Below are 14,110 nucleotides of genomic sequence, written 5' to 3' on the forward strand. Positions count from 1 at the left end.
ATGGGCCGGACGCGGCGACATGCCCATCCTCTCCGCATGGCCACGAGTTCCCACACCAGCGTCGCCCCGGGGATGGACGTCCGGGACACGACGATCTCCAACGCCGAGTGGCGCAGCCTGATCGACCGCTTCGAGGACGGGGAGCTCGAGGGACCCATCCTCAACGTCGACCCCGATGACGACCGCGAGTTCGACGCGATCTTCGTGGGCGGCGGGGCGGGCGGGCGGTTCGGGTCCGCGTTCCTGCGGGCGCGGGGCGGCCGCCAGCTGACCATCGACCGCTGGCCGTTCCTCGGGGGCACCTGCCCGCACCAGGCGTGCGTGCCGCACCACCTGTTCTCCGAGTCCGCGCGGGAGCTGGACCTGGCGCGAACTCTGTCGGGTCGGCTGTGGTTCCCGGAGTTCGACGAGAGCCGCGCGTCGGTGCTGGACCTCGTGCAGCTGTTCAAAGCCGGCCGCAACTCCGCCCACTCGTTCATGAACTACCAGAGCAAGGAACAGCTGGGGATGGAGTACATCCTCAACGCCGCGGCCACCGTCCTCGACGCGCACACGGTGGAGGTGGCCGGTCGCGTGTTCACCGCCCGCAACCTGGTGCTCGGGACGGGGGCCAAGACCGTCTACCCGGACATCCCGGGGATCCGGCTGCCCGGCGTGTTCGACTACGCCGAGCTGGTCGAGGACCTCGACTACGACCCGCGCTCCTGCGTCATCATCGGCGGCTCCAAGATCGCCATCGAGTACGGGTCGTTCTTCCAGGCGGCCGGCTGCCAGACGACGATCCTGACGCGCAGCCCGCTGATGACCACCAAGAGCCTGCACCACGTCGACGAGGACCTGCGCCAGTACGTCGTGTCCGGCATGCGAGACCGGGGAGTCGTCATCCACGAAGGGACGACGCCGATCGCCGTCCTCGGCGAGGACCGGGCCACCGGCGTGCGGGTGCGCCTCGCGGACGGGTCCACCGTCGACATCCCCTGCGACATGGTCTTCGTCGGCACCGGGGAGCGCGCCAACTCCGATCCGTACGTGGAGTCGCTCGGTGTCGCCGTCGACGACCGAGGATCGATCATCGTCGACGCGGGGATGCGCACCTCGGTCCCGGACGTCTACGCCATCGGCGACCTCATCGGGCCCCCCATGGAGATGTTCAAGGCCCGCAAGTGCGGGATGACCGCCGCCCGCAACATCATGGGCGAGGACTACACGTTCGACTTCTCCGAGTACCCCGACTTCCTGCACTCCACGTACGAGGTCACCTGGGTGGGCCTGTCCGAGGCCGAGGCACGCGAGAAGTACGACGACGTCATCGTGATCCAGATGCCGCCGCCCGGCGTCCCGTACGGAGACATCCCGCTGCCGTGCGCCGAGGGCTCGATGCTGTACGCGTTCACCCACCCGGAGAAGACCGGCTTCCAGAAGGCCGTGTTCGACGCCCGCAGCCGCAAGCTGGTCGGCGCGCACCACGTGGGGTTCGGGGCCAAGGACTCCTTCCAGTACCTGGACTTCCTGATCCACCGGACCGAGGGGCTCACGATCGACCAGCTGGCCGAGATGAACGAACTCTTCCTCAACTCCGCGCACTTCATCCAGCTCTCCCGGTTGCGCGCGGGAGCGATGGAGCTCAGCTCGCTGTAGCGGCGCGGGCCCGCGCCCGCGCCAGGAGCCGCGCGCGGGAGTCGGCGTTCGCCGCCCGGCGCTCGGCCACCCAGGCCCGCGCAGCGGCCAGGTCCGGGCGCAGCGCGTCCAGCTCCGCGCGGACCGAGTCCGGGGCACTGCCCCCGGGCTCGGTCCGGGAGTGCACGAGACGACGCGGGTCCAGCACGGCGGCGAGGTCCACCGACTCCAGGCCCGGCACCGGTCGACCGACCACCTCGTCGGCGGCGTCGGCGAGGGCCTGGAGGGACAGGGGGGTCTCGCCTGCGAGCCAGCGGGCCACGGCCCGCCCGACCACCCGGTAGGCCGTGCGGTAGTCGGTGCCGGTCCGCAGCACGATCTCGTCGGCGAGGTCCGTCGCGGCCGTCTGCGGGTCCCGGGCGGTCCGCTCCAGCGCCTCGCGGTCGATCGTGAGGGTGCCTACGACGACCGCGGTGAGCGCCACGAGGTCCCGCGCGAGCTCCAGCGCCGACGTCACCTCGCCGTAGGCGTGCAGCCAGTTGTCGGTGGCGGCCGACGGGGTGCGCCCGGTGGCCACCACCCCGGTCAGCCGCCCGATCAGCGTGCTGGTGCCGGCGCGCACGGCCGACAGCGCGTAGGGGTTGCGCTTCTGCGGCATGAGCACCGACGCCCGGCACAAGGACGCGTCCAGCTCGACCAGTCCGAACCCGGGCGAGGCCATGATCTGCAGGTCCTCGCACAGCCGGTCGGCCGTCAGGGCCGACTGCGTCGCGGCGCTGGTCACGTCGACCAGGCCGTCGACGTTCCACATGGTGTCCCGGGTGTTGCGGCCCACGGTGGCGAACCCGAGTTCCCGGGCGATCGCATCCCGGTCCAGCCCCAGGCGGGTCCCCCCGACTCCGCCGGACCCTCCGGGCGAGACGTCCACCCACGAGTAGCAGGCCCGGATCCGAGCGAGGTGGCGCGCGGCCTCCTCGGCGAACGACGCGAGGTAGTGCCCGAAGGTCGATGGTTGAGCCGGCTGCAGGTAGGTCATGTCCGCCCACACGGCGTCGGCCGTGTCCGCAGCCCGGTCGGCGAGGGCCTCGGCGAGGTCGGCGACCGCTTCCGCCAGGTCCAGCAGCCGCTCCCGCAGCGCCAGCCGGAAGGCGATCCGCCCCGCCTCCCTCCGGGTGCGGCCCAGGTGGACCCAGCCGGCCAGGTCCCCGGCCCGACGGGTCAGCTCCCGCTCCCGGCTGTTGTACGCGTCCCCGAGGACCACGTCGTAAGGGAACTCGTCCGCCGGGATCTCGGCGACCTCCAGCAGGACCGCGAGCAGTTCCGCCGCGACCGGCTCGGGCAGCAGGCCCCGCTCCGCCAGCACCGTCACGTGGGCGAGATCGGCCAGGGTCAGTCCGTCGTGCAGCAGCGGGGCGTCGCGGACCTCGACGGCGTACCCGGCGGCGACCAGTTCCGGCGCGGGCCCCGAGGTGATCCGGGCCTGCGCCCCCAGGTAGCCCTCGGGCGTGGGGATGCCCCTCGGCAGGTCCCCCCCGGCCGGGTTGCTCACAGCCCTCCCCCTTCGGCGAAGATCGTGGGCGCCCCACCGGACACCAGGAAGACGATCGGCCCGGCCAGGCTCCCATGTCGCGCCTCGTCGACGAGTGCCGCCATCGCCTTCGCCCCGAAGAACGGGTCCAGCAGGATGCCCTCGGTCTTGGCGACGAGGGCCGCGGCGGCGCGGCCCGCGTCGGAGGCGACCCCGTAGCCCGCGCCGATCCACCCGTCGCGGACCTCGATGCCGGCCAGGTCGGGGCCGCTGAGCCCGGTCAGCCCGGCCGCCTCGTGCGCCAGCCGGTGCACCCGGTCGACGCACTCCTGCGCCGAGCGGCTGACCGTCACCCCGGTGACGCCGGCGAACCACCCCTCCGCGGCGCCGACCTCGAGCCCGGCCTGGGTGCCGCACGACCCGGTCGCCAGCCAGAACTGTGGCGACGGCAGGGCCTCGGCGGCCACCTGGTCGGCCGTCTCCCGCGCGCCGACGACGTAGCCGACGCTGCCGAGCCCGGTGGCGCCGCCCCTCGGCAGCACCAGCGGGACACGTCCTTCGGCACGCAGCTCCGTCGCGATGTCCTCCAGGACCGGGTCGACCGAGGCCCGGTCGCGGTCACCGGTGTAGCGGATCCGGGCCCCGGTGAGGGACTGCAGCATCAGGTTGCCGCGCGGCTGCGCCGGCGGGTCCCCGTAGAAGCACAGCGCCGCGTCCATGCCGCAGCGGCGCGCGGCCAGCGCGGCGAGGAACGCCCAGTTGGACTGCGGGCCGGACCCGGTGACCAGCACGTCGCACCCGCGCGCGATCCCCTCCCCCAGCAGGAACTCCAGCCCGCGCACCTTGTTGCCGCCGAGGCCGATCCCCGTCAGGTCGTCCCTCTTCAGCAGCACCTCCACGCCCAGGGCGTCCGAGAGGCGCGGCGCACGCTGCAGTGGAGTCGGCAGGGACGCGAGACCGACCCGCGCGAGCGACCCGGCGATCCCGGCCGTCGTGCTCACGGGGTACGTGCCGACGCGGCGTCGATGAAGCGGTCCACCGAGCCCAGCGCGGCGCGTGGGTCCAGCAGCCGGTCCAGCTCCTGGTCGTCGATGTCCGCCAGTCGCGCGTCGCTCCTCAGCGCGGTACGGAGATCGACCCCCTGCTCGCGCCCGGTCCGCGACGCCTCGTACACCACCTGGTGGGCCGAGTGCTTGCCGATCCGGTCCGCGAGCGCACGCATGACCGGCTCGGACAGGACGTACCCCCGCTGCCGCTCCAGGTTCTCGCGCATCCGTTCGGCGTCGACCTCCACGCCGTCCAGGATGCGCACCCCGGCCTGCAGCGACGCCGAGGCGTACATGCACAGCTCGGGGAGGAGCACCCACTCGGTCTTCCACGCCCGGCCGTCCCGCTCGTGGCCGTGGATCATCCCCTGGATCGCCAGGTCCGCCTGGCTGCGCACCAGCCGGGCCAGGGTCCCGACATGCTCGGACCACTCCGGGTTGCGCTTGTGCGGCATCGTGATGCTACCCACCGTGCCGGGACCGGACGGCTCGCGCAGCTCGCCGATCTCAGCCCGCTGCAGCTCGAAGACCTCATCACCGATCTTGCCGACCGTCGCCGCCACCATCGCCAGCTGACCGGCCAGCTCGGCCAGCCCGTCCCGCGCCGTCAGCCAGGGCACGGCGGGCACGCCCAGCCCGAGCCGGGCCGCGAACTCCTCGATCATCGGACCGGCAGCCGGCCCCCAGAACTCCATCGTCCCCAGGCCACCGCCCAACTGCACGACCTCGCGACGCGGGCGCCCCTCCTCCAACCGCGCGACGTGGCGGGCGATCTCCTCCGCCCACACGGCGCACTTGAAGCCGAACGTGATCGGCAGGCCGGGCTGCCCGTGGGTGCGGCCGCACATCAGGGTGTCCCGGTGGCGGGATGCGAGCTCCACGGCCGCGGCGTGCATCGCGCGCAGGTCCCGCACGGCCACGTCGGTCATCGACCGCATGACCAGCGCGGACCAGGTGTCGGTGAGGTCCTGGACGGTCGCCCCGTAGTAGACCCACTCGCGGGCCTCGTCCGGCAGATGCTGCTGCAGCACGCGGATCAGGCCCAACGTCGAGTGACCGGTCTCCCGCGTCAGCCGGCCGACTTCGCCCGGGTCCGGGACCCAGTCGGACACCGAGGCGCGCACCGCCACCGCTGCCGGCTCCGGGACCAGTCCGACGGCCGCCTGCGCCTCGGCCAGCGTGGCGAGCAGGTCCAGCCAGGCGCGCAGCCGGCCGACGTCGGTGAACCAGGCCCGCACCTCGGGCGTGGACCACAGGTGCCCGTAGATCTCCGAGTCGGCCGGGTGCGCGGTCATGGCGTCAGCGCGGCCCCGATGCGCGCCGCCTCGACGACGGGCCCCACACCGGTGAGCAGGCGCAGCGCCAGGCGCACCTCGTCGAGGTTGGAGCCCCACGGGACGACCGCGACGTTGCCGTGCACCTCCACCCCGCGCTCCAGCAGGCAGCACTTGGTCAGGACGAGCGCGTCCCCGTCGAAGCCCGCGGCGCGCCGGTGCGGGCAGAGGTCGACCTGGGGCGGCTCGTCTCCGTAGAAGTGCCGGTGGAACTGCACGGACCGCTCGCACCCGATGAGCGTCCAGTCGCCACGCTCGGGCGGCCGGGTGTCCAGGAAGGTCACCTCCCCCGGGAGGTCCACCCCCGAACCCCGGCACGGCAGCAGGTACCCGTCCGCCGGGTTCGCCGCGGCGAGCACGCGGATGTCGACCGCGTCCAGGACCAGGTCCACCGGAGGCAGGTCCTCGTCGTACTCCACGGCCTGTCGCGCCATCATCAGCAGCTTCGCCGGCTCCGGCGGCACGACCTCGGTGACGACGACGGGCACGGGACGGGGCTGCCAGATCACGTTGATGTGCTCGTAGCGGCCCTGGACGACGTACGCGTCGACGTCCGCGGACAGGTACGGAGCCGCCGCGGCCGCGAGCGCGGTCGCGTTGCCGACATCGGTCGTCGGGGAGTCGATCCACACCGTACGGTCCGGGCCGGCGAGCACCCGGGCCTCGACGGCCGGGGCGAACAGCGGCTCGTACGTCTCCTTGCGCACCGCGACCAGGGCGCACGCACCGGAGTTCCGGAGCACGAGCCACTCGGTGCGGCGGTAGACCTCGCGGCCGACGATGTAGTCCAGCACCGCGGCCTCGTCCTGCAGCGCGACGTCGACCTCCTGGACCGAGACCCCGCGGTACGGCCGGGTGATCGTGTTCGGAGCCGGGTCGGGGATCATCGGGTGCCCGCCGCGAGGCCCATGAGCGCGGTGTCCGCGCGCAGCCCGAGCCGCAGCGTCTCCAGCGGGACCACCTCCTCCGGCGCGATGTTGCCGAGGTTGACGTCGGGACCGAGGCTGCGGATGAACCAGGTCTGCTGGGCCTTGTGCGGCGCCTCGAAGATGATGCGCTCCAGCGGGATCACCGACAGCAGGCTGGCGACCAGGTCGTCACGCACCTCGCCGTCGAACTGGTAGATCCCCACGGTGCCCGACTCCCGGCCCTCCGCGATCACCCACCGGGCCCCGGCGTCGAGGTCGGCCTTCATCTCCGCCGCCCACGCGTCGGCGTCGACGGGGACGGTGGCGTCCTTGGACCCCGCCTCCGCGGCGACGACGAAGTCCCCGCTCAGCTGCCGGACCAGGTCCGCCTTGCGGTCGCGCTCGAGCAGGCCGAGGCCGTTCGACACCTCGACCGCGGTGATCCCGCACTCCAGTGCCCACTCCCGCAACTGCTCCAGGCGCCCCTGGGCGACGGCGATCTCGAGCAGGGTCCCGCCCAGGCTGACCAGGACGTCGGCCGCGCGGTAGGCCGCGACCCGCTCGCGCAGCCCCGGGTCGATGTACCCGATCCCCCACCCGACCTTCACCACGTCGATCAGATGGCCCGCCTGCTCCAACAGGCCGTGGGTCGCCGACAGCCCCAGGCCCTTGTCGAGCACATGCGTCAGTCCGCGCTCGCGCGGCTTGGCCTGCCGTGGTGGCAGGTCGAGGAACGAGGGCAACGACACCGTCTCCTCCACGCTCGCGCTCGTCGGTTCCCTGGACCGTAGAGAACACCGGCAGCGAGCGACCCGTCCCAGGAAGGCCAATAATCCGGCCGACTTCGGCCCCCTGGGCCATGGGTGCCATCCACCGACGCTGCCAGGGTGGCGCCTTGCGCGGCACGGGTGAGGAGAGGGCGACGGTGGCGGACCGACTTGTGGTCGTGGGCGGGGGCGCCGCCGGCATGTCGGCGGCGTCGGCAGCGCGGCGCGCGGACCCCGACCTGGCCATCACGGTGCTCGAGACCAGCCCCTTCCCCTCGTTCGGGGTGTGCGGGCTGCCGTACTACCTGTCCGGCGTCGTCCCGGAGGCCGAGTCACTCGTCGCCCACCCCGTGGCGGAGTACCGCGGCCGGCGCCGCATCGACCTGCGCCTGGAGACCCCGGTGGTGGGCCTCGACATCGACCGCGGGCTCGTCGAGCTGCCCGCCGAGTCGCTCGCCTTCGACCGTCTGGTCCTCGCCAGCGGAGCGCGGCCCCTGGTGCCCGCACTGCCCGGGGTGGACCACCCCCGGGTGGTCTCGATCCGACGCCTGGACGACGCGATCGCGCTGCGCCGGATCCTCCCGGACGTCCGGCGCGCGGTCGTGGTCGGCGCCGGCTACGTGGGACTGGAGATGGCGGAGTCGCTGCACCACCGCGGCATCGACGTCACCGTCGTGGACCGTCTGGACCGCGTCATGGTCACCGTGGACCGTGAGGTCGCACAGCTCGCCCAGGCCGAGGTGGAGCGGCACGCCACCGTCCTGCTCGGCCGGACCCTGACCGCGATCGAGCCGGCCGGGACCGGACTGCGCGTCCACACCGACCAGGGCGCGCCGCTCATCGCCGACCTCGTCGTGCTCGCACTGGGCGTGGTCCCGCAGGTGGACCTGCTGCGTGAGGCGGGAGCCGAGACCGGCCCGGGGGGCGCACTGCTGGTCGATGACCGGATGCGCACGTCGCTCCCGGGGGTCCTGGCGGCCGGAGACTGCGTCGCCGTGCACCACCGGGTCCTGGACGCACCGGCGTACGTCCCCCTGGGGCCGGCGGCGAACAAGGCGGGCCGGGTCGCGGGGACCGTGGCCGCCGGTCGCGACGCCCGCTTCGAGGGCGTGATGGGGACCGCGGTGGTCAAGGTCTTCGACCTCACCGTGGCCCACACCGGGATCGGCACGGAGCAGGCCGCTGCGGTCGGCATCGAGGCGGTGGCGACCGACGTCACCGCCAGGTCGCGTGCGAAGTACTACCCCGGCGCGGAACCGCTGCTCGTGCGCCTCGTCCACACCCCGGAGGGTCGCCTCCTCGGTGCCCAGCTGGCCGGGCGCGACGGTGCCGCCCAGCGCATCGACGTCGTCGTGGCCGCGCTGCAGGCGGGGTTCCACGTGGCCGATCTGGCCGCCCTCGACCTCGCCTACGCGCCGCCCTTCTCCCCCGTGTACGACCCGCTGACCCAGGCCGCGCAGGCGGCACTCCGGTCGCGGCCCGCGGTGGTGGCGCTGTGAGCGGCGTCGCCGTGGTGACCGGTGCCGGCGGCGGCATCGGCAGCGCGGTGGCCGAGAGGCTCGCGGGCGACGGCATGACGGTGGTGGCGCTCGACCTCGACGCGGACTCGGCCGCACGGGTCTCCCCGCACGCCTACGGCCTGGACGTCTCGGACGCGGCCTAGGTCGACGAGGTGTTCGGCGCCGTCCTCGCCCGCTGGCCGCGGGTCGACGTCCTGGTCAACAACGCCGGCATCACCGGATCTGCCGACGCGACGGTCGCCCACACGACCCCCGTCGAGGAGTTCGACCGCGTGCTGGCCGTCAACGTACGCGGCCCGTTCCTGTGCGCCCGCGCGGTGCTTCCCGCGATGCTCGCGGCCGGGGGCGGTCAGATCCTCACCGTCGCGTCGGCGGCGGGCCTGGTCGCCTTCCCCGGACGGTGCGCCTACAGCACGTCGAAGGGAGCGGCACTGCAGCTGGCCCGGTCGCTCGCCGTCGACTACGGGCACCGGGGCATCCGCTCGAACGCCATCTGCCCGGGCATGGTGGACACGCCCATGACCCGGTGGCGGCTGGACCAGCCGGACCTGCGCGCCGAGATCGAGTCGAAGATCCCGATGGGTCGGGTCGCGCAGCCGGACGAGGTCGCCGACCTGGTGTCGGTCCTCGCCTCCGGCCGACTGTCGTACGTCAACGGAGCAGCGCTGGTGGTCGACGGCGGATGGACCGCCTGGTGACGGAGGGAGAGGGAATGTCGGGGAGGCTGGACGGCAAGGTCGCCATCGTGACCGGTGCCGGGTCCGGGATCGGCCGCGCCACCGCGGAGATGTTCGCACGTGAGGGTGCCGCGGTCGGCGTGATCGACGTGCGCGGCGATGCAGCCACGGAGGCGGCGTCCGCCATCACCGCAGCCGGTGGCCGCGCACTGGCCGTGGCCGCGGACGTCACGTCCGACGACCAGGTCCGAGCCGCGACCGACGCCGTGCAGAAGGCGTTCGGGGACATCGCGATCCTCTACAACAACGCGGGCATCGGCAGCACCGGCTCGGTCGACGTCGCGGAGGAGGAGGACTGGGACCGCTGCTTCGACATCAACGTCAAGGGCACCTTCCTGTGCTCCCGGGCAGTCGTCCCGTCGATGCTGTCCGCCGGGGGCGGCAGCATCATCAACCAGGCGTCGGTGGCAGCCCTGGTCGGGATCCCCAACTTCGCCGCCTACTGCGCGGCGAAGGGCGCCGTCGCCGCGCTCACCCGCTCCATGTCGGTGGACCTGGCGCCCCGCGGGATCCGCGTCAACGCCATCGCCCCCGGGACGGTCTACACGCCGCTGATGGAGCCGATGCTGACGGCTCGGGGCGGAGGTGACCTGGCGAAGGGGCTGGCCATGACCGTCGCGAAGTACCCCGTCGGCCGGCTGGGGACCCCGGACGACATCGCGGCCGCCGCCCTCTTCCTCGCCTCGGACGAGGCCGCGTTCGTCACCGGCTCGATCCTCACCGCTGACGGCGGGATGACCTCGCAGTAGGGAGTTCGACGTGTTCCTCGACCCGGACAAGCGGGTGGACCTGGCCGCAGCCGCCACCCGGGTGTCGGACGGCGACATCGTGGCGCTCGGCGGAGGGCTCTCCGCCCGCCTGCCGATGGCCCTGGTGCGCGAGCTGATCCGTCAGGGCCGTCGCCGGCTGCACGTGGTCGGCTCCGCGCACGGCATCGACGTCGACATGCTCATCGCCGCCGGGGCGGTGGACATCTGCGAGGAGAGCTACGTCGGCTTCGAGCAGGACCTGGGCATGGCACCGTCGTACCGGCGCGCGGCGGAGAGCGGCAGCATCCGGATCAAGGAGAGCTGCTGCGTCACGATGCTCACGCAGCTGCGCGCCGCCGAGATGGGCGTCCCGTTCCTGCCCGTCCGGGGGGTCAAGGGGACCGGGATGCGGGCACTCCACCCGGAGTACGCCGAGATGACCTGCCCCTTCACCGGCGAGGTGCTCGTCGTCGTTCCCCCCATCAAGCCCGACGTCGCCCTCCTGCACGCGCCCCTGGGTGACATGCGCGGCAACCTGCACCTGGAGCAGCCGTACGTGCTCGACGAGAGGTTCGCCGGCGCGGCCCGACAGGTGGTGGCCACGGTGGACCGCATCGTGTCGACCGACCGCCTCGCCAAGGCCGGGGTCACCATCCCCGGGCACCTGGTCAGCGCGATCACGGAGGTCCCGTTCGGCGCGCACCCCACCTCGAGCTACCCCGGCTACGCGTACGACCGCGAGCACCTGTCCGCGTACCTGGCCGCCGCCACCCGCGAGGAGGGGGTCCGCGGCTACCTGGGCGACTGGGTGCTGCTCGACGGCGGCGAGGACGCCTACCGCGACCGGGTCGGCTCGGAGCGTCTCGACCGCCTCGGCTCGTACTCAGAGTCGACCGACGCGTGGAAGGCGCTGTTCGCATGACGATCGAGATGACCTACACGCTGGACGAGTGGTTCGTCGTCGCCCTCGCCCGCACCATCCGGGACCGCGAGGTCGTGTTCCACGGGTTCTCCAGCCCCTGCGCGCAGGTGGCGATGCACGTCGCCAAGCGCACCCACGCCCGCGACATGCTGCTGGTCGAGGGCGCGATGTACGCGCTCAACCCCGACCCAGCCTTCATCCCCCCGACCAGCAACGACCTGGCGCTCAAGCGCGGAGCCGCCTACAGCATGCGCTTCGAGGAGTTCTTCGACCTGGCCTGTCGCGGTGGGGTCGACCGGATGTTCCTGTCGGGCGGCCAGATCGACCGGTACGGCAATACCAACGTGACGGCGATCGGCCCGCTGGACCGGCCCAAGGTCAAGCTCGGCGGGGGCGGCGGCGGCTGCAACATCTCCGCCACCATCGGACAGCTCACGGTCTGGTCCACCCGGCACCGGTCCGGCCGCACCCTGGTCGAGGCGTGCGACTTCATCACCGACGTCGGGCACGTGACACCCGAGGGGAGCAGGGCCGACCTCGGCTTCACCGGCGGCGGTCCCCAGTGGCTGGTCACCGAGCTCGGCGTCTTCGACTTCACGCCGGAGGGGCACGCCCGGTTGCGGCAGATCTTCCCCGACGTCACCGTCGAGGACGTGCGTTCGGCCACCCGGTTCGACCTGCTGGTGTCGCCGGACCTGCGCCGGGTCCCGCCGCCGAGCGTCGGTGAGCTGGCGGCGCTGCGTGCCGTGGACCCCTTGGGCGTGCGCCGCTCGGAGTTCGACCCGCGCGAACTCTCCCGTACGTTCACCCACGCGCACGGCCCCAACTGCTCCTGCTAGCGGCACGCCATGGCCACCGCGCGGGCGCTGGACGCCATCTTCCGGCCTCGACGCATCGCCGTCGTCGGGGCCTCCGAGCGCACCGGTTCGCCGGGCAACGTGGTGTGGGGCAACCTGCGGAGCTTCCCCGGCGAGGTGGTCCCGGTACATCCCTCGGCGCCCACCGTCGACGGGGTCGCGGCCTACCCCTCCCTGTCGGCCGTGCCGGGTCGTGTCGACCTGGCTGTGGTCTGCGTCCCGGCCGACCGCGTGCTCGACGTGGTACGGGACGCCGCCGCGGCCGGCGTCCGCGGCTGCATCGTGGTCAGCGCCGGCTTCTCCGAGACCGGTCCGGACGGCGCCGCGCGCCAGCAGGAGATGGTCCGCATCGCGCGCGAGGCGGGGATGCTGGTGGTCGGGCCGAACTGCCTGGGGGTGCAGAACCTCGACCTGCCGATGAACGCGTCCCTGGCGAGCGGCACGGCGCAGGGGGGCGGCGGCATCAGCGTCCTCACCCAGTCCGGCTCGTACGCCATGGCGCTGCACGCCCTGTCGGCGGACGAGGGGGTGGGCTTCGCGACCGCGTACTCCTCCGGGAACCGGGCGGACGTCGACGACTACGAGGTCCTGGACTACCTGGGCCGTGACCCCGGCACGCGGGTGGTGTGCGCGTTCGTCGAGTCGCTGCGAGACGGCCGTGCCTTCGTGGAGACCGCGCGGCGCGTCACGACCGAGAAGCCCGTCATCGTCACTGCCGTGGGCCGCTCGGAGGCGGGCGCGCGGGCGGCGGCGTCGCACACGGCCGCGCTGGCCGCCAACCGCCGGCCGTGGGACGGGGTCCTGGGCTCCGCCGGGGTGATCGTCACCCGAACGGGGCAGGAGATGCTCGATGCGGCCCGCGTCCTCGTGACCAGGCCGCTGCCCCGGGGTGCCCGAGCCGCGATCATCACGAACTCCGGGGGCACCGGGACGGAGCTGGCGGATCTGCTCGCGGACGAGGGGGTGACCCTCCCCACCCTGTCCGACGACCTCCGGCAGCGACTCGGCCAGCTGCTGCCCGGCTACGCGAGCAGCGCCAACCCCGTCGACATCACCCCGGTGTGGACTCGCTTCGCCGAGCTCTACCCCGCCGTCCTCGAGCTCCTGGCGCGGTCCGGCGAGGTCGACCTGGTGGTCCCGGTCCTGCTGCACCGGTCCGCGGAGGACCCGGAGGTCGCGCGCGGGATCGTGGCAGCGGTGTCACGCCTGCGGGCGGACGCCATCGAGGTGCCGGTCTACGTGTGCTGGGTGGCCCGCCGGTCCGCATGGGAGGGAACCCGTCCGCTCGTGGAGGCGGGGATCCCGTGCCTGGAGTGGCCGGAGCGGACCGCGCGCGCGGTCGGCCACGCGGTGCGGTACGCGGGCGCCCGGCATCCGACCGGGCCCGGTGAGGGGCTGCCCGAGCCCCGCGCGCTGCCTCCCGGTGTCGGTGAGGACCTCGCCGTCACCTGGCAGTTCCTCCGGGACCACGGAATCCCGCTGGTGGACAGCGAGTTCTGCTCCGACGTCCTCCAGGCGGTCGCGGCCGCAGCGCGCCTCGACGGTCCTGCGGTGCTGAAGGTCGACCACCGCGACCTGTCGCACAAGAGCGACGTGGGCGGCGTCCGGATCGGCCTCGTCGGGGCCGACGACGTCGCCGCTGCGGCGGCCGAGCTGCTCGCGCTCGCACCCGGTGCCCGGGTCGTCGTCCAGCCGCTGCGACGCGGACGGGAGCTCATGGCGGGTGGGCTGCACGACCCGACGTTCGGTCCCCTCGTCACCTTCGGGCTCGGCGGGGTACTGGTGGAGGTCCTCGACGACGTCGCATTCGCCGCGGCGGCGCTCGGGGCGGCGGCCGCCGACCGCCTGCTGGACCGGCCGCGGGCGTCCCGCCTCCTCGGCCCGCTCCGCGGCTCGGGTGCGGCCGACCGGAGTGCTGTGGCCGCGGTGGTGCGCGCGGTCGGGAACCTGGTCGCGACCTACCCCCAACTGCGCGAGGTGGACATCAACCCGCTCGTGGTCGACGACCACGGCGTCGTCGCCGTCGATGCGAGAGTCGTCCTCGCCGGATAGGCCGCGCCACTCCCGGCGTCAACGTCGGGGCCGGATCTTCGCCCCGACAGGCCGAACCGCCGGCTGAGGTTTC

The 14,110-nt window shown here is 73.3% G+C and carries 11 protein-coding genes and 1 pseudogene; 7 read left to right on the top strand and 5 right to left on the bottom strand.

Features of this window, described 5'->3' with window-relative positions; translation table 11 throughout:
• Positions 1–36 precede the first annotated feature (36 nt).
• Positions 37–1,638 carry an NAD(P)/FAD-dependent oxidoreductase gene (locus R2737_11460; GenBank protein ID MEZ5116875.1) on the top strand — a complete coding sequence of 534 codons (1,602 nt, stop codon included), beginning with the start codon at positions 37–39 and terminating at the stop codon, positions 1,636–1,638.
• On the opposite strand, the gene R2737_11465 is transcribed toward R2737_11460, so the two are convergent.
• From R2737_11465 to R2737_11485, 5 genes are read right to left on the bottom strand one after another with little or no spacing between them, the layout of a single operon-like run.
• Positions 1,625–3,166 (bottom strand): lyase family protein, encoded by a 1,542-nt coding sequence (locus tag R2737_11465; protein MEZ5116876.1) that lies wholly within the window; start codon positions 3,164–3,166, stop codon positions 1,625–1,627. The two genes, R2737_11460 and R2737_11465, sit on opposite strands and share 14 nt — an antisense overlap.
• Complete coding sequence (locus R2737_11470; protein ID MEZ5116877.1) at positions 3,163–4,146, bottom strand: pyridoxal-phosphate dependent enzyme; 984 nt, start codon at positions 4,144–4,146, stop codon at positions 3,163–3,165. Before R2737_11470 ends, R2737_11465 begins: the two co-directional genes overlap by 4 nt.
• On the bottom strand, positions 4,143–5,486 hold the full coding sequence (locus tag R2737_11475; protein MEZ5116878.1) for an adenylosuccinate lyase family protein: 1,344 nt from the start codon (positions 5,484–5,486) through the stop codon (positions 4,143–4,145). Before R2737_11475 ends, R2737_11470 begins: the two co-directional genes overlap by 4 nt.
• A complete protein-coding gene (locus R2737_11480) occupies positions 5,483–6,412 on the bottom strand; it encodes a hypothetical protein (GenBank protein MEZ5116879.1) in 930 nt (309 codons plus the stop codon). Before R2737_11480 ends, R2737_11475 begins: the two co-directional genes overlap by 4 nt.
• Positions 6,409–7,194 carry a phosphosulfolactate synthase gene (locus R2737_11485; protein MEZ5116880.1) on the bottom strand — a complete coding sequence of 262 codons (786 nt, stop codon included), beginning with the start codon at positions 7,192–7,194 and terminating at the stop codon, positions 6,409–6,411. Before R2737_11485 ends, R2737_11480 begins: the two co-directional genes overlap by 4 nt.
• Positions 7,195–7,358: 164 nt before the next feature.
• Between R2737_11485 and R2737_11490 the strand changes: the two genes are divergently transcribed.
• The 6 genes and pseudogenes from R2737_11490 to R2737_11515 all read left to right on the top strand — a co-directional run bounded on the left by R2737_11490 (position 7,359) and on the right by R2737_11515 (position 14,037).
• On the top strand, positions 7,359–8,699 hold the full coding sequence (locus tag R2737_11490) for an FAD-dependent oxidoreductase (protein MEZ5116881.1): 1,341 nt from the start codon (positions 7,359–7,361) through the stop codon (positions 8,697–8,699).
• 14 nt (positions 8,700–8,713) lie between these two features.
• Positions 8,714–9,418 (top strand): annotated as a pseudogene (locus R2737_11495) (SDR family oxidoreductase).
• A gap of 14 nt (positions 9,419–9,432) precedes the next feature.
• Entirely contained in the window at positions 9,433–10,206 is a 774-nt protein-coding gene (locus R2737_11500; GenBank protein MEZ5116882.1) for an SDR family oxidoreductase, read from the top strand.
• Between the two features lie 10 nt (positions 10,207–10,216).
• Entirely contained in the window at positions 10,217–11,128 is a 912-nt protein-coding gene (locus R2737_11505; GenBank protein MEZ5116883.1) for a CoA-transferase, read from the top strand.
• A complete protein-coding gene (locus tag R2737_11510; protein ID MEZ5116884.1) occupies positions 11,125–11,967 on the top strand; it encodes a CoA-transferase in 843 nt (280 codons plus the stop codon). The genes R2737_11505 and R2737_11510 overlap by 4 nt, the downstream gene beginning before the upstream one ends.
• A 9-nt stretch (positions 11,968–11,976) precedes the next feature.
• The gene (locus R2737_11515; protein ID MEZ5116885.1) at positions 11,977–14,037 is read left to right on the top strand and encodes an acetate--CoA ligase family protein; all 2,061 of its coding nucleotides are present in this window, start codon (positions 11,977–11,979) and stop codon (positions 14,035–14,037) included.
• Positions 14,038–14,110: the final 73 nt, after the last annotated feature.

The organism is Candidatus Nanopelagicales bacterium (assembly GCA_041393815.1).
Taxonomy (GTDB): Bacteria; Actinomycetota; Actinomycetes; order S36-B12; family JAWKJK01; genus JAWKJK01.

Coding starts and splice junctions, on each gene's coding strand:
- R2737_11460 (MEZ5116875.1), top strand. CDS start 37: ATGGCCACGAGTTCCCACACCAGCGTCGCCCCGGGGATGGACGTCCGG.
- R2737_11475 (MEZ5116878.1), bottom strand. CDS start 5,486: ATGACCGCGCACCCGGCCGACTCGGAGATCTACGGGCACCTGTGGTCC.
- R2737_11480 (MEZ5116879.1), bottom strand. CDS start 6,412: ATGATCCCCGACCCGGCTCCGAACACGATCACCCGGCCGTACCGCGGG.
- R2737_11500 (MEZ5116882.1), top strand. CDS start 9,433: ATGTCGGGGAGGCTGGACGGCAAGGTCGCCATCGTGACCGGTGCCGGG.
- R2737_11510 (MEZ5116884.1), top strand. CDS start 11,125: ATGACGATCGAGATGACCTACACGCTGGACGAGTGGTTCGTCGTCGCC.
- R2737_11515 (MEZ5116885.1), top strand. CDS start 11,977: ATGGCCACCGCGCGGGCGCTGGACGCCATCTTCCGGCCTCGACGCATC.